The sequence below is a fragment of the Nocardia testacea NBRC 100365 genome (assembly GCF_000308775.1).
In the GTDB taxonomy this organism is placed as follows: Bacteria; Actinomycetota; Actinomycetes; order Mycobacteriales; family Mycobacteriaceae; genus Nocardia; species Nocardia testacea.
The window spans coordinates 1-14,708 of record NZ_BAGJ01000107.1; the positions used below are offsets into that span (position 1 = coordinate 1).

General features: G+C 70.0%; 16 protein-coding genes and 1 pseudogene. 7 read left to right on the top strand and 10 right to left on the bottom strand.

Annotated features, from left to right (window positions below):
* The first annotated feature begins 164 nt into the window (after positions 1–164).
* Positions 165–749 (top strand): TetR/AcrR family transcriptional regulator, encoded by a 585-nt coding sequence (locus ON38_RS15785; protein WP_039825575.1) that lies wholly within the window; start codon positions 165–167, stop codon positions 747–749.
* A gap of 185 nt (positions 750–934) precedes the next feature.
* On the opposite strand, the gene ON38_RS15790 is transcribed toward ON38_RS15785, so the two are convergent.
* On the bottom strand, positions 935–2,473 hold the full coding sequence (locus ON38_RS15790; RefSeq protein WP_245564058.1) for a serine hydrolase domain-containing protein: 1,539 nt from the start codon (positions 2,471–2,473) through the stop codon (positions 935–937).
* Between the two features lie 307 nt (positions 2,474–2,780).
* On the opposite strand from ON38_RS15790, the gene ON38_RS15795 reads away from it, so the two are divergent.
* Positions 2,781–3,401 carry an alpha-ketoglutarate-dependent dioxygenase AlkB gene (locus tag ON38_RS15795; protein WP_039825564.1) on the top strand — a complete coding sequence of 207 codons (621 nt, stop codon included), beginning with the start codon at positions 2,781–2,783 and terminating at the stop codon, positions 3,399–3,401.
* 10 nt (positions 3,402–3,411) lie between these two features.
* Here the strand turns inward: ON38_RS15795 and ON38_RS15800 are convergent, their stop codons facing one another.
* Positions 3,412–4,047, bottom strand: coding sequence for a TetR/AcrR family transcriptional regulator (locus tag ON38_RS15800; protein WP_306306676.1), 636 nt, complete (start codon positions 4,045–4,047; stop codon positions 3,412–3,414).
* 14 nt (positions 4,048–4,061) lie between these two features.
* Between ON38_RS15800 and ON38_RS15805 the strand changes: the two genes are divergently transcribed.
* Positions 4,062–5,033 carry a quinone oxidoreductase family protein gene (locus tag ON38_RS15805; RefSeq protein WP_039825565.1) on the top strand — a complete coding sequence of 324 codons (972 nt, stop codon included), beginning with the start codon at positions 4,062–4,064 and terminating at the stop codon, positions 5,031–5,033.
* Here the strand turns inward: ON38_RS15805 and ON38_RS15810 are convergent, their stop codons facing one another.
* The 5 genes from ON38_RS15810 to ON38_RS15830 all read right to left on the bottom strand — a co-directional run bounded on the left by ON38_RS15810 (position 5,034) and on the right by ON38_RS15830 (position 8,177).
* Positions 5,034–5,567, bottom strand: a complete 534-nt coding sequence (locus ON38_RS15810) for a DUF4334 domain-containing protein (RefSeq protein ID WP_039825566.1) — start codon at positions 5,565–5,567, stop codon at positions 5,034–5,036.
* 100 nt (positions 5,568–5,667) lie between these two features.
* Positions 5,668–5,925 carry a YciI family protein gene (locus ON38_RS15815; RefSeq protein WP_039825567.1) on the bottom strand — a complete coding sequence of 86 codons (258 nt, stop codon included), beginning with the start codon at positions 5,923–5,925 and terminating at the stop codon, positions 5,668–5,670.
* A 1-nt stretch (position 5,926) separates the two neighbouring features.
* Positions 5,927–6,439, bottom strand: a complete 513-nt coding sequence (gene nusB, locus ON38_RS15820; RefSeq protein ID WP_039825568.1) for a transcription antitermination factor NusB — start codon at positions 6,437–6,439, stop codon at positions 5,927–5,929.
* A gap of 1 nt (position 6,440) precedes the next feature.
* Positions 6,441–7,004 (bottom strand): elongation factor P, encoded by a 564-nt coding sequence (efp, locus tag ON38_RS15825; protein WP_039825569.1) that lies wholly within the window; start codon positions 7,002–7,004, stop codon positions 6,441–6,443.
* Positions 7,005–7,040: 36 nt separating this feature from the next.
* Positions 7,041–8,177 (bottom strand): M24 family metallopeptidase, encoded by a 1,137-nt coding sequence (locus ON38_RS15830; RefSeq protein ID WP_051164846.1) that lies wholly within the window; start codon positions 8,175–8,177, stop codon positions 7,041–7,043.
* Between the two features lie 168 nt (positions 8,178–8,345).
* On the opposite strand from ON38_RS15830, the gene ON38_RS15835 reads away from it, so the two are divergent.
* From ON38_RS15835 to aroB, 4 genes and pseudogenes are all read left to right on the top strand, one after another.
* Entirely contained in the window at positions 8,346–8,837 is a 492-nt protein-coding gene (locus tag ON38_RS15835; RefSeq protein ID WP_039825579.1) for a prepilin peptidase, read from the top strand.
* Positions 8,838–8,933: 96 nt separating this feature from the next.
* On the top strand, positions 8,934–10,151 hold the full coding sequence (aroC, locus tag ON38_RS15840) for a chorismate synthase (RefSeq protein ID WP_039825570.1): 1,218 nt from the start codon (positions 8,934–8,936) through the stop codon (positions 10,149–10,151).
* Positions 10,151–10,669: pseudogene (locus ON38_RS37525) on the top strand (shikimate kinase); the annotation flags it as partial. The gene aroC and the pseudogene ON38_RS37525, both read left to right, overlap by 1 nt.
* Positions 10,670–11,037: 368 nt before the next feature.
* Positions 11,038–12,156, top strand: a complete 1,119-nt coding sequence (gene aroB / locus ON38_RS15850) for a 3-dehydroquinate synthase (RefSeq protein WP_039825572.1) — start codon at positions 11,038–11,040, stop codon at positions 12,154–12,156.
* Positions 12,157–12,336: 180 nt separating this feature from the next.
* Here aroB and ON38_RS15855 read toward each other — a convergent pair whose 3' ends face one another.
* The 3 genes from ON38_RS15855 to ON38_RS15865 all read right to left on the bottom strand — a co-directional run.
* Positions 12,337–12,807 carry a B-4DMT family transporter gene (locus tag ON38_RS15855; RefSeq protein ID WP_245564059.1) on the bottom strand — a complete coding sequence of 157 codons (471 nt, stop codon included), beginning with the start codon at positions 12,805–12,807 and terminating at the stop codon, positions 12,337–12,339.
* A gap of 81 nt (positions 12,808–12,888) precedes the next feature.
* Positions 12,889–13,716 (bottom strand): shikimate dehydrogenase, encoded by an 828-nt coding sequence (locus tag ON38_RS15860; protein ID WP_039825573.1) that lies wholly within the window; start codon positions 13,714–13,716, stop codon positions 12,889–12,891.
* Positions 13,706–14,708: endolytic transglycosylase MltG (locus ON38_RS15865; RefSeq protein WP_039825574.1), on the bottom strand; the 1,003-nt coding region annotated here is incomplete at its 5' end. The genes ON38_RS15865 and ON38_RS15860, both read right to left, overlap by 11 nt.

Sequence of the window (14,708 nt, forward strand, 5' to 3'; positions counted from 1 at the left end):
ATAGGTGCCGTGCTGCTTTCGCATATCGGTTGCGCCTTTCGTTTCACCGGTGCGGACCGGACTTCGAAGGGACGGCCGGGTGAGCTACGCACGCTTACCGCCTCAGGTGTAGTACTCTGTTCGAAGTGGTTTAAACCGTAGTACTACAGATGGAGTGGTGTCAAGTGGTCCGCACGAATCCCGAACGCCGCCAGGCGTTGCTGGACGCATCGATCGAGGTCCTGGCCCGAGACGGGGCCCGGGGACTGACCTTCCGCGCGGTGGACAAAGCGGCGGCGGTACCCGCGGGCACCGCCTCCAACTACTTCAGCAACCGCGACGATCTACTCGTCCAGGTGGGCCACCGGTACTACGAACGGTTGATCCCCGACGAATCGGCCATGGCCGCCCTGCACGGTCCACGCACCCGCGAGACCGTCACCGAGCTCATGACCGAGGTCGTCGACCGCGTCACCCGCTTCCGCACCGGCTACCTCGCCCTCCTGGAACTCCGATTGGAAGCCACCCGGCGACCCGAGCTACAGGCCCTGCTCACCGAGCGGGTGCGCGCCGACCTGGACTTCAATATCCGCAACCACCTGGACTTCGGTATGCCCGGCGACGAGGACACCGTCGTCCTCCTGTTCCTCGCCCTGAACTGGCTGATCCTCGAACGCCTCACCCTGCCCGGCGTCTTCACCGAGGACCGGGCCCGCGAACTGGTGCGCACCGCCGTGGAGCGCGCGATCCCCGCCACCGCCGATTCCTGATGTCCGCCCGCCGGGTCCCGAATCCACCCGGAACCAACGCATGTGGGCGCGCGCGCCACGGGGGCGAACGGTTCGCACAGCGGCAGGCCGCGCCGAGCTCTGAAGCTCGACGCGGCCACGGATTCGCGAACTGTCGCACGCCTACCGGGACAGGTCGGCGCTCGGGGGGCTGTCGGCCCCTGCGCTCATTCCGCCGGAAGACCCGGATCGGCCGGGCCGCCGAATACTTCGCCGACGAGTCGCCGGGTCGCCTCCTGGAACGCCGCGGCGAGCGACAGCTCGGCATCGTCCACATAATTCAGCGTGCCGGTCAACGTCGCGGCGCCATCGGGCGTGCTGTACATCAGGGCCGCATGCCCGCCGGCACCGCCGTTGTGCATGATGACGGTGCCACCGTCGGTGTCCTGGACGAATACCCCGAGGCCGTAGCCCATCCCGGGGATACCCGTCGGGACAGGGGTGCGCATTTCGGCCAGCAGGTGATCCGGCAGGAGCTTGCCGCTGTTCAGCGCGGAGATGAAGGTGTGCAGATCACGGCTGGTCGAGATCATGTCACCGCCACTGGAGATCCAGGAGGGATTGACTTCGGTGACGTCGACCGTCCGTTCCGCTCCTGCGTCCGTGTAGCGATAGTAGGCGTGGGCGTGCGGCTCGGGAACCCCGGTCTGCGTGGTCGGCGCCACCGTGCCCGTGAGACCCAGCGGTCCCAGGATCAGGCGCTGCATCTCTTGGGCGACCGGCCGCCCGGTGACCTTCTCGATCAGCAGCCGCGCCACCACATAGTTGGTATTCGAATAGCTCCAGTCCGTGCCCGGCTCGAACCGGGCCGGCTTCGACAACGCCAGCCGGACCAGCTCTTCGGGCTCGTAGGTGTGGAACCGGTTGTCCACCCATTCCTTGCCCGAGATGGTGCAGGGGATACCTGCCACGACAGTCCCGTCGCTGTAGTACTCGCCGGTGAAGTTGAACAGGCCACTGGTGTGCTGCAACACCATCCGCACCGTGATCCGCTCATCGAAACCGAACCCCGGCAGATAGTCCACCACCGGAACATCCAGCCCGACCCTGCCCTCGGCCACCAACTGCAACACCAGCGTCGCGATGAACGTCTTGGTATTGCTACCGATCCGGACATGCCCGTCGACCGGCGGCGGCACCGAACCACCCAACTCGGCCACCCCCGCACTACCGACCCACTCGCCCTGCTCGTCGTGCACCCGCACGGTGAGACCGGTGAGACCGGACGCGACGATCTCCTCGAGCGCCTTCCGCAATTCCGGCCGATCCGGTCCGGCAGTCGAACCGGTCCGGCCGTCCGCTGATCCCGCACCGGCGGCGAGGGCGGCGGTGATCTTGCGGGCCATCTCGAACGCCGCCGGGCCGGACTCGCCCCGGCGGGGCCGGGCGGCCGCGCCCACAGCGAGGCCGATCGTGCTGCGGAAGTTCTCCGCCTCGGCCGCATCCTTTTCCTCCAGCAGGTCCATCGCGGCGCTCAAGGCCGGGAACACTTGGTCGGCCAGTTCGGCGACGGACTTTCCGGTGAGTGCGATATCCGCGGACTTCGCGGCGAGCACATGGCCGACCAGACCGGTCGCCGAGGCCAGGGCGAGGGAACCGTCGGTCGCGGCCGAGTGGGGCGCACCGGTGGCGGCCATCAACGCCAGGGCGCCGTAGGCGGCGGTCCGGAGGGTGGCTCGTTCCCGGTCGGTCAGGGCGACGGTCATGGTGGCGCACTCCTTCGGGGATGCTGCGGTGGAATTCGAACGAACGGAAGCCGTGTCCGTCGCGATCGCGCTGTTCGCTGTGCTGCTCATGGGAATACTGTCGGCGGGTCCGCTGACACCGCCCTGACGGCTGCCTGACACCGCCACTGATACGGCATCTACGCTGTTCAGAGGCACGGAAACGGCCAGCGGCCAGTATGCCGAAGGCGCACCCGCCCGCAGCGGTATGAGGAGCGCCCATCCCGGACGATCGATGTGTGCCGACCCCATGGGAACGTATGTTCGAATTCCGGGGTAATCTGTCGGCATGGCATTGCAGGGCTCGCTGTTCGACGGCTTCGGGGCGGCGGAACTCGCCCCGCTGACCGGCGTCGCGCGCACACCGCTCACCCACGGCGCCTGGGTCGATCTCCGCCCCGGCTGGCTACGCGGTGCCGACGACCTGTTCGAGCAGCTGGCCGCGACGGTGCCGTGGCAGGCCGAGCGGCGGCAGATGTACGACCGCGTCGTCGACGTCCCGCGACTGCTCTGCTTCTACGGCGAATCCGATCCGCTCCCGGACCCCGTTCTACACGAGGCCCGCGCGACGCTCAGCGCCTACTACGAGCCCGAACTGGGCGAACCGTTCCGCACCGCCGGGTTCTGCTACTACCGCGACGGCCGCGACAGCGTGGCCTGGCACGGCGATACCATCGGCCGCGGCGCCACCCGCGACACCATGGTCGCCATCCTCACCCTCGGCGCCCCGCGGCCGTTGCTGCTGCGCCCCCGCGCCGGTGGCCCGAGCCTGCGTTTCCACCCCGGCCACGGCGATCTGTTCGTCATGGGCGGCTCCTGCCAGCGCACCTGGGAGCACGCGGTGCCCAAGACCCGCCGGGCGACCGGACCGCGGATCAGCATCCAGTTCCGGCCACGTAACGTGCGCTGATCGCCGGCGGTCACGGAGCGCGCAGTACCGAGCGCACCTGCTGATCGACGGCCGCCAGCAAGCGGTCGGTCGAACCCGCGCGGACCATTTCCGGCACGGTCTGGCCCGCGAGGCCGTCCAGCAGCAATCGGCCGACCGTCTCCGCATCCAGATCCGGGCGCGCTTCGCTCAGCAGCGCGGTGATATGGGCGCGCCAGAAACGGTGGAACTCCTCGGTACGCGGATGCGGCGGAACCACCCGGTAGACCTCCATGAGCGCCAGATTGTCGATCACCAGTCGCGCCATGGCGGCGAAGAAGGCGAGCAGCCGGTCACCGGCAGGCGCTCCGGGACCCAGCGGCGGAGGGCCGTCGGTCACGGCGGACATCAGGGTGACCGCGCTTTCGGCGACCATCTCGTGCAGCAATCCGGCACGGCTGCCGAAGCGATGGAAGATGGTGCCCTTCCCCACCCCGGCGGCCGCCGCGACCCGGTCCATGGTGACCGCCTCCGGGCCGTGTTCGGCGAGTAGTGCCGCGGTCGCGTCCAGGATGGCACGCCGGTTGCGGGCGGCGTCCGCGCGTTCCTTCGGAATGGTCGCACCACCTTCGTTGACAACTTGACCGACGGTCCATATCTTGAAGAAGTTATCTGGACCGTCAGTCAACTTATGGAGTTCCAATGCAGGCAATCGTAATGACGGAGACCGGCGGGCCCGAGGTGCTGGTATCCCGGGAAGTCCCGGAGCCGGTCGCCGGGCCGGGCGAAGTAGTGATCAGAGCCGAGGCGATTCCCGTCCTGTACCCCGAGACCCAGTTGCGTTCCGGCGCGTTTCCGATGGCCTCGCCACCGCCGGTCGTCTTCGGCTTCCAAGTGGCGGGGGAAGTGATCGCCGTGGGCGAGGGTGTCGGATCCGAATACCTCGGACGGCGGGTGGTGGCCGACACGGACGGGACGGGGTCCTACGCCGAATCGGTCCGCGTGCGAGCGGATGCCGCGACTCCGATTCCCGCGGGAGTCACGGCCGCCGACGCGGCGGCGGTGATGATGAGCGGTTCGGTGGCGCTGGCACTGCTGGAAGCCGCGGCGCTCACCGGCTCCGAAACGGTGCTGGTCGAGGCCGGTGCCACCGGTGTGGGTGCGCACCTGGTCGAACTGGCCCGCGAATTCGGCGCGGCCCGGGTGATCGCGACCGCGGGCGGCCCGGACAAAATGCGGCGCGCGAAGGAACTGGGCGCCGACGAGGTGCTCGACCACCGCGACGAGCTCTGGCCGGGACAACTACGGGGAGAACAGGACCGCACGATCGATATCGTGTTCGACTCGCTCGGCGGCACCTCGGCGGCCGCCCTGCTCGAGACGATGACGCCCGGGTCCGGACGGATGCTCAGCTACGGCTGGCTCTCCGGGGAGCCCGCCCGCGTCGCGGCGGGCGACCTGATCCCGCACGGACTGACACTCACCGGATGCTCCGGCCCTGCCTGGCACGGCCGGGTGGGCCGCGCCCGCGCCGCAATACTCGAGCGGGTACCGGCGCTGGCTCCCCCGGTGGAGACCATTCTGCCGCTCGATCGCGCTGCCGCGGCCCACGAGCTGCTGGAATCCCGGGCACCGCTCGGCAAGATCATCCTGCGGCCGGGCCCGGCGCGCTGATCACCGCGTCAGGACGAAGAAGTACGGTTCGGCGAGACCGCGCATATCCATGACACCGAGCAGCCTGTCGTCGTCGAGCCGGCGGAAATGGTCGATGATCGGTAAATGGTCATAGACCATGGCGGCGCTGACCACGCCGCGGTACTCGATATCGCGCAACCGAGCCGTCGCCTTGCGGGTACGCAGCAGCGGGCCGAGGATGCGCAGGTTGTTGCGGACGGGACGCAGCCAGTGCGCCGGAATCCGGCCCGCGAGCGAGAGCGGGACCCGGCGCGGATCGACCGCGAACACGGTGCCGCGCTCATCGGTGAACAGCAGCGGATGCACCTGGTCGGGCGCATCGAACTGTTTTCCGTACCAGCCGGATTCGGACAGCGTGCCGTCCATCGGGTGACCGGTGGGCAGTTCCGAACCGCGCCAGCGGCCGGTGGTCACCTCGTGCACGGGCGCGGCCGGCAACCTGTCGAAGATCTCCCAGGCCTCCGCGGCGGTGCACCCGCCCTCGGGCAGGGTGATGGCCGCGTTCTCGGTCATGGTCCGCACTCCTCGACATCATGGGACGTTGCGATAAACAGCCTATCGCCCTCTCATCGAGTCGCGCCGCCGGACCGGGAGCGGAGCGTCCGGTACGGACTCAGCCGGTGATCTCCCATTCGTGGACCGTGATCGCCGACGAGCCGGTGGTGTGCAGCGGATCGGTGTACACCACCGCCTCGGCGGCCGCGAGCGAATCCGCGAGCACGAGGTAGGCACCACCGCTCCCGTCGGTGAACGGGCCACTCTCCTGCAGCATGTCCTTCGCGCGCAGTTCGGCGAGGAACCGGCGGTGCGGTTCGGCCACCGCCGGGTCGTAGGCAGGGGTGCGCAGGGCCAGCACCAGGTATTTGCGCACCTCAGTCCTCCGATTCCGGATCACGGGAACGCCCGGCGGCCGCGGCGGCCGCGCGGATCTGCGGAGCCACCAGCACCACCTGGCCGAGCACTCCGTTCACGAACCCCGGGGAGTCGTCGGTGGACAGTTCCTTGGCCAGTTCCACGGCCTCGTCCACCGCGACGATCGGCGGGACGTCGGGGGCGTAGAGCAGCTCCCAGACCGCGACCCGGAGGATGGCGCGATCCACCGCGGGCAGCCGGGGCAGCGTCCAATCCTGCAGATAGGACTCGATGGTCCCGTCGACCCGGTCGAGTTCCTCGGCGATACCGTCCACCAGGGTGCGGGTATAGGCGTGCACCGGCGCCACACCCTGATCGCGGGCCGCGAGCTCGATCCGCTCGTCGGCCAGATCGGCGGGGTCGATATCGCGGGCCTCGGCCTCGAAGAGCAGGTCCACCGCCCGGCGGCGCGCCTTGTGGCGGGCGCCGAGCTTCTTGTAGGCGGATTTCTTGTCCGCGGGCTGATCGGGCACGTCAGGAGTTGACGCGGCCCAGGTAGCTGCCGTCGCGGGTATCGATGCGGAGTTTGTCGCCGGTGTTGATGAACAACGGGACTTGGACCTCGGCGCCGGTCTCCACGGTGGCGGGCTTGGTGCCGCCGGTGGACCGGTCGCCCTGCAGACCGATATCGGTGTGGGTGACCTCGAACTCGGCGGTCACCGGCAGTTCCACGTACAGCGGCGCTCCCTCGTGCGTGGCGACCTGCACGGTCATGTTCTCCAGCAGGAACCGGGCCTGCTCGCCGATGGTGCTCTCCGCGATGGAGATCTGATCGAAGGTCTCGCCGTCCATGAAGACATAATCGGAGCCGTCGTGGTACAGGTAGGTCATATCGCGGCGGTCGACCGTGGCGGTCTCCACCTTCACGCCCGCGTTGAAGGTTTTGTCGACGATCTTGCCCGACAGCACGTTCTTCAGCTTGGTCCGCACGAAGGCGGGACCCTTACCCGGCTTCACGTGCTGGAACTCGACGATCTGCTGGAGATTACCGTCGATCTTCAGCACGAGGCCGTTCTTGAAGTCGCTGGTGTCCGCCACTGTCTTCGGGTCTCCTCGGTTCTCGGGCGACCGTCGTCATCCGACGACGATCAGATCTTTGCTGGTGTTGGTGAGCAGTTCCGGGCCCCCTTCGCGCACCACGAGCGTGTCCTCGATCCGGACCCCGCCGCGGCCGGGAAAGTACACACCTGGTTCGACGGTCACCGCCACGCCAGACTGGAGTGTACCCGTGCCCGTTTTGGCGATCCCGGGCGCTTCGTGGATGCGCAACCCCACCCCGTGCCCCAGACCGTGCACGAACAGCGGCCCGTGGCCGGCGGCGGCGATGACCTCGCGCGCGGCCGCGTCCACATCGGCGCACGGCACACCGGGCCGCAGCGCCTCGCGGCCGGCCCGCTGCGCGGCGTACACCAGGTCGTAGACCTCGCGCTGCCACGCCGCGGGTTCGCCGAGCACGAAGGTCCGGGTCATATCCGAGTGATAGCCGTCCACCACGGCGCCGAAATCGATCTTCACGAAATCACCGGCGGCCAGTACCGCCTCGGTGGGCCGGTGGTGCGGAACGGCGGAATTCGCCCCGGCCGCGACGATCGTCTCGAAGGCGATCCCGGCCGCCCCGCGCTCGAACATCGCCCATTCCAGATCCCGGGCGACCTGCCGCTCGGTGCGCCCCGGCCGCAGCGCCCCGGTCTCCAGCAGCGCCGCCAAGGCCCCGTCACCGACAGCGCAGGCGGTGCGCAGCCGGTCGGTCTCGTACTCGTCCTTGACCATGCGCAGCTGCTCGACCAGGCCCGGGGTCGCCACGAACTCCAGACCGGAGCCGAGCTCGAGCAGTGCCCGGTGCTGATCGACGGTGACGATATGGCTCTCGTACCCCAGCCGCCCGAACTGCCACTCCCCCGCCAGTTCCACCACCCGGCGCGATACCGCCCGGGCGATCTCGGCGCGCAGATCCGGGACCTGCTCGGCGACCTGGGTGTCGTAGCGGCCGTCGGTGGCGATCACGGTGCGGTCCTCGGCGCCCGGGGTGTCCCACGAGTGCACCAGCAGCGCGGCGTTCGAACCGGTGAATCCGGTGAGATAGCGGATGTTCACCAGATCGGTGACCAGGAGGCCGTCGATCTCGTTCTGTACCAGCAGGTTGCGCAGTGCACCGCGCCGGGCAGCGTAATCGGGCCGGACCCACGGGCCCCGACCGGCATCAGCAGACATGGCACAAAAGTACCGCCGACCCGGCCGCGGCACACGGGCCGACGGGGCGGAAGCCGCTCGCGCCGATGCGGACCGCCCACTGTTCACATATCGGTGCGGCGGCCCGAGTTGTCCACATATCGCGTTCGCCGCCGCCGGCGCGGTCTGTGCGCGGCGATCGTGGAAGGCATGACGACCCTCGGTTTCCTCGCCTTCACCGTCTGGTGCGCCGCACTGAGCGTCACCGATATCCGCCGCCGGCGTCTACCGAACCTGCTCACGGTGCCCGGAGCCGTCGCCGTCCTCGCGTACGCGGCACTCACCGGGACCTTCCGCCCCGCCGCCTGGGGCGCGGCACTGCTCGCGACCCCGTATCTGCTGATCCACCTCGCGCGCCCGGCCGCCCTCGGAGCCGGCGATGTGAAACTGGCCCTGGGGCTGGGCGCGGCTGCCGGGCTCGGTGGTGGTCCGGTCTGGCTCTGGTCGGCCCTCGCGGCACCGGTGTGTACCGCGCTCGCCGGCGTCGGCGTACTGCTCGGATACCGGGCCGGGCGCCGGATATTCGGCGGCCGGTCCGGCGGCGCGCCCCCGCGGGCTCCCGACCCGGAACGTCCCGGGCACACGATCCCGCACGGTCCATCGATGTGTGCGGCGACACTTCTCGGACTCGCCCTGTGGTGACCGCGCGGCAATCCCGGGCACCACCCACTTCCCGGGGCGATGAGCACGGCCGACCGCCTCCCCAACCTGTCCCGCCGACATGGGAAGATAGTCGGCGTGCTGCGCTGGATAACTGCTGGAGAATCCCATGGACCCGCTCTCGTCGCCATCCTGGAAGGGATGGTCGCCGGTGTCGAGGTGACCTCGGAGGAGATCTCCGCACAGCTGGCGCGCCGACGGCTGGGCTACGGTCGCGGCGCCCGGATGAAGTTCGAGGCCGACAAGGTCACCGTGATCGGCGGGGTCCGCCACGGCCGCACCATGGGCGGGCCTGTCGCCATCGAAATCGCCAATTCCGAATGGCCCAAGTGGACCACCGTCATGTCCGCCGATCCCGTCGACGAGGCCGAACTGGCCGAACTGGCTCGCAACGCGCCCCTCACCCGCCCACGCCCCGGCCACGCCGACTACTCGGGCATGCTCAAATACGGCTTCGACGACGCCCGCCCGGTGCTGGAACGCGCCAGTGCGCGCGAGACCGCGGCCCGGGTCGCGGCCGGGACCGTGGCGCGCGCCTTCCTCCGCCAGGCCCTCGGGGTGGAGGTCGTCTCCCATGTGGTCTCCATCGGAACGGCCGCGAACACGACCGGTGTGGTGCCCACCGGCGCCGATCTGGCGGCGATCGACGAAAGCCCGGTACGCGCCTTCGATGCCGACGCCGAGGCGGCCATGATCGCCGAGATCGAGGCGGCGAAGAAGGACGGCGACACCCTGGGCGGGGTGGTCGAGGTGGTCGTCACCGGGCTCCCGATCGGACTGGGCTCCTTCACCAGCGGCGAGAACCGGCTGGACTCGCGGCTCGCGGCGGCGCTCATGGGGATCCAGGCAATCAAGGGCGTCGAGGTCGGCGACGGATTCGAGACGGCCCGGCGACGCGGCAGCCAGGCGCACGACGAGATGCGCCCCGGCAGCGACGGCGTCCTGCGCTCCACCAACCGCGCCGGCGGTCTCGAGGGCGGCATGACCAACGGGGAGGCCCTGCGCGTGCGCGCGGCCATGAAACCCATCTCCACGGTGCCGCGCGCACTGGCCACGGTCGATATGTCCACCGGCGAGGAGGCCGTGGCGATCCACCAGCGCTCCGATGTCTGCGCCGTGCCGGCGGCCGGGGTGGTCGCCGAGTCGATGGTCGCGCTGGTGGTGGCCCAGGCCGCCCTGGAGAAGTTCGGTGGCGATTCGCTCGCCGAGACGGTGGGCAATCTCGACGGCTACGTGAAGCGGATCAGCGGGCGGCCTCATCTGAACCCGGGCGATACCGTCGCCGACCCGGCGTAATGACCGAACAGACCGGTCCGCCCGGCCCGCTGGTGGTGCTGATCGGCCCGCCCGGGGCGGGTAAGACCACCATCGGCCGCAAACTCGCCCGGGAACTCGGCGTCGAGCTCTACGACACCGACGCCGGGATCGAGGAGGTGAGCGGCCGCACCATTCCGGAGATCTTCGCCGAGGACGGTGAGGCCGAATTCCGCCGGATCGAAGAACAGGTGGTCGGGGAGGCACTGGGCACGCGCAGCGGTGTCGTCTCCCTCGGGGGCGGCGCGGTGCTCTCCGAACGCACCCGCGCCCTGCTCCGTGACCGGACCGTGGTGTACCTGGAGATCAGCATCGCCGAGGGGCTGCGCCGCACGGGCGCCGCAACCCACCGGCCGCTGCTGGGTGGCGCCGACCCGGGGACGAAATACCGGGAACTCATGCGGACCCGGCGCCCGCTCTACCGGGAGGTGACTTCGGTCCGGGTACGCACCGACGGCCGCAGTCCGGGTCGTGTGGTCCGCTCGATCCTGGGCAAACTCGCCCTGGAATCGGTCCAGGAGGCCGCCGACACTGCCGCCACGAACCTGCCCGAAGGCTCGGGCACTCCACGCACCAGCAGGTCGCGGGCCCGGCGGCGGGCCCGGGCCCGGGCGCGCCGGACCGCGGCGCAACGCGCGGCCGATCCCGCCGACTCCGGTACACGGGCCACGACCGCAGGCGATACCGCGGCCGCGAGCACCGCGGGCAGCGACACCGGACCATCGTCCGCCGCAGAGCCCGGCCCGGGCGCCGACACCGGCCTGCGCACCCCGGGCCGGTCTCGGCGGGCCCGCGCCAGACGGGCCCGGGCCCGGCGGCAGCAACGAGAACAGGCCGAGCAGACACAGACAGGATCGGAGCAGCACACGTGACAGAACCGACGCGTATCGAGGTCCGCACCGCCCAGCCCTATCCGGTGATCATCGGTCGCGGCCTGCTCGGGGACCTCGTCGAGGCGGTCACCGGCGCGGGCGGCGTCCGCACCGTCGCCCTGTTCCACCAGCCGTCGCTGGTGGAGACCGCCGAGGTGGTGCGCACCACGCTGGCCGAGGCCGGCCTGGACGCCCACCGCATCGAGATCCCGGATGCCGAGGCGGGCAAGGAACTCGCCGTCGCCGGTTTCTGCTGGGAGGTGCTGGGCCGGATCGGCCTCACCCGCAACGACGTGGTGGTGAGCCTCGGCGGTGGCGCGGCGACCGATCTGGCCGGATTCGTCGCCGCGACCTGGATGCGCGGAGTGAAGGTCGTGCACGTACCCACCACGCTGCTGGCCATGGTGGACGCCGCGGTGGGCGGTAAGACCGGTATCAACACCGAAGCCGGGAAGAACCTCGTCGGCTGCTTCCACGAGCCGTCCGCCGTGCTGGTCGACCTGGTGACCCTGGAAACCGTGCCGCGTAACGAGATCGTGGCGGGTATGGCGGAGATCATCAAGGCGGGGTTCATCGCCGACCCGGTGATCCTGGACCTCGTCGAACGGGACCCGCAGGCCGCGCTGGATCCGACCGGCGACGTACTGCCGGAGCTCATCCGCCGGGCGGTGGCGGTGAAGGCGGAGGTCGTGGCGGCCGATCTCAAGGAGTCCGCCCTCCGCGAGATCCTCAATTACGGTCATACGCTGGGGCACGCCATCGAACGCCGGGAGCGCTACCGCTGGCGGCACGGCGCGGCGGTGGCGGTGGGTCTGGTCTTCGCCGCGGAACTGGGCCGGCTGGCCGGGCGTCTCGACGACGCCACCGCCGACCGGCACCGCACCATCCTGGAGAGCGTCGGGCTGCCCACCACCTATGACCCCGACGCCCTGCCGCAACTGCTGGAGAGTATGCAGACCGACAAGAAGACCCGCTCGGGCGTGCTGCGGTTCGTGGTGCTGGACGGACTGGCCAAACCCGGCCGGTTGGAAGGTCCCGACCCCGCCCTGCTCGCCGCCGCGTATTCGGCGGTCGCCGGCGCCGGATCCACCGGAAGCAGCCCGATCCTGCTGTGAGGCCGCCCGACCGGCTGATGGACGAACAAGGCACGGGCCGCGATCGCTCACGATTGCGGCCCGTGTGCTCGGTACACGCGCTCTTTCCGGAGATTCACCGGTCCACGGCTGTTCCGCCTGTCCGGGCCCGTCCTGCCCGCCGCGCGCATCGCCGTCCGCCCCGGTCGAGCTCGTCGGGCGTCAGGCGGGTGAACCGAGCGCGGGAGTGACGCCGCCCGCCGACCGCTCGTTGTCACGGGTGCCCAGCCGCCGTCCGACGGCCACCCCGATGAGCCCGGGTACGAAGACCAGCAGGATGATGAACGCCGACGCGGCGGTGGCCTCGAACAGCAGGCCGCCGTCGCCGAGGTCGACCTTCGGCAGGAAATCCAGCAGCCAGGACACCAGTCCGCTGCCCACGCCGGCGACCACCGCGGTCTGCAGCCACCGGATCGTCAGGTCCGCGCCCTGCTCGGGATTCGGGTGCTCGTGCCGGTCGGCCCGGCCGTCGCGCACGCCCCAGGCCACCGCGGCACCGATCAGCACCACCAGGCACAGCAGCCGCAACCACACCCCGTAGGTCGGGATGTAGCCCATCGCGAACCCGAGGAGCACCCGCAGGACGACGGCCAGTCCACCGAGCGCCAGTGCCCGCAACAACCACGCAGTCATGCCGATCACCATAACTCCCCCGCGCACCGGACTAGAACCCGTTACAGATATTCGCCGGGATCCGGATGCTTGCCGGCGACGTCAGCCGAGGTCGGCGAGCGCGGCAGCCATCGCTTCCCTGGGGGCGGACCGCCCGGTGAACTGTTCGACCTGACCGTATGCCTGTTCGAGCAACATCCGCAGACCGCCGATGACCGTGTGCCCGGCGGCGGCGACCGCTTCGGCCAGCGGAGTGGGCCACGGGTTGTACAGGGCGTCGAGCACCACGGGAGCCGCGGCCACCGATCCGGCCACCATCGCGGCCGCCGGATGTGGCACGGTGCTCACCACGGCGCCCGACCGGGCGCAGAGATCGGCCAGCTCCGCCGCATCGAAACCGATCACCCGGGCAGTCGCGCCGAGCCGCTCGGCGAGTTCGCGCGCACTCGCCGCACGGCCGGCATCGCGGGCGACGATGGTGATGGTCGTGGCGCCGAGTTCGGCCAGCGCGAGCAGCGCGGGCCGGGCGGTGCCACCGGCCCCCAGCACCACCGCCTCGGACAGCTCCCGCACCCCGCCGCCCCGCAGTGCGCCCAGTACCCCGTCCACATCGGTACAGTCGGCCCGCCAACCGGCCGCCGTCCGCACCAGGGTGTTGGCGGAACCGACCAGGACCGCGCGTTCGGTGCGCACCTGCGCGTACGCCAGGGCCGCTTCCTTGCCCGGCATGGTCACCGACAATCCGGCCCACTCCGGGCCGAGACCGTCCACCAGGCCGGGCAACTCGTCGGCAGTACATTCGATCCGCTCATAGGTCCAGTCCAGGCCCAGCGCGCGGTAGGCCGCCAGATGCAGCTGCGGGGATTTCGAATGGGTGATGGGGCTGCCGAGCACAGCGGCGCGGCGTGGGCCCGCCGGTTCAGCGCCCACTGTCGAGGATCCCGCTCTCCAGCGCCAATTCGATGTTCTGCAGATGTTCGGAATAGCTCTCGGTGAACAGCGTGGTGCCCTGTTTGTCGACCGTCACGAAGTACAGCCAGGTCCCGGGCTCGGGTTCCTCCATGGCCTCCAGCGCCGCGATCGACGGGGAGGAGATCGGGGTCGCGGGCAACCCGGGCATGGCGTAGGTGTTCCACGGGGTGGTCTGCCCGCGGTCGGCGTCGGTGGTGGCCACCTCGGTCTTGTCGAGCGCGTAGTTGACGGTGGAATCGAACTGCAGCGGCTGGTCGATATCCAGCCGGTTCACGATCACCCGGGCCACCTTGCTCATGTCCTGCGGCAGCGCCTCCCGTTCCACTAGGGACGCGCCGATCAAGGTTTCGTACGGGCTGAGCCCGTTGATCCGGCCGGATTCCAGGATCCCGGTGGCCTCGTAGCTGCGGGCGCTCTCGGTCACCAGTTGCCGCAGAATGTCCTGCGCGGAGCCGCTCGGATCGAAGTCCCAGCTGCCGGCGGCGATCAGGCCCTCGAGCTGGCGGGCGCGGTCGGGCACCGTGCGGACCGACTCCACCGCCCACTCCGGGACGCCGAGCGAGGCCAGATCGGTGGTGGCGCCGGCCTGCTCCAGTTCTTCGTAGGTGACACAGCGGCGTTCGGGTTCGGCGCCCACACAGCTGGCGGCGGCGATCTTGGTGTAGATGCCCTCCTTGCGCGCGCCGGTATTCACATCGTGCTGATCGTGCAACTGCCGGCCCTCGGAGACGACGACATTGCCGACCCGTGATCCGGGCGCGATGAGCGCCGCGACCGCGTCCGCGGCCGGACTGTGCACCGGGATCGCGTAGTAGCCGGGCTGCACCGAGTTCATTCCCTCGTCCTGCACCGCGGCCTCGTAGAAAGCGGCGGAACTGGCGACGATTCCCGCCTCCGCCATGGTCGAAGCGATTTCGGTGGCGGTATCGCCGGACTTCACCTGGACCACC

Coding starts and splice junctions, on each gene's coding strand:
- ON38_RS15790 (WP_245564058.1), bottom strand. CDS start 2,473: ATGACCGTCGCCCTGACCGACCGGGAACGAGCCACCCTCCGGACCGCC.
- ON38_RS15795 (WP_039825564.1), top strand. CDS start 2,781: ATGGCATTGCAGGGCTCGCTGTTCGACGGCTTCGGGGCGGCGGAACTC.
- ON38_RS15835 (WP_039825579.1), top strand. CDS start 8,346: ATGACGACCCTCGGTTTCCTCGCCTTCACCGTCTGGTGCGCCGCACTG.
- ON38_RS15855 (WP_245564059.1), bottom strand. CDS start 12,807: ATGACTGCGTGGTTGTTGCGGGCACTGGCGCTCGGTGGACTGGCCGTC.
- ON38_RS15805 (WP_039825565.1), top strand. CDS start 4,062: ATGCAGGCAATCGTAATGACGGAGACCGGCGGGCCCGAGGTGCTGGTA.
- ON38_RS15830 (WP_051164846.1), bottom strand. CDS start 8,177: ATGTCTGCTGATGCCGGTCGGGGCCCGTGGGTCCGGCCCGATTACGCT.
- ON38_RS15810 (WP_039825566.1), bottom strand. CDS start 5,567: ATGACCGAGAACGCGGCCATCACCCTGCCCGAGGGCGGGTGCACCGCC.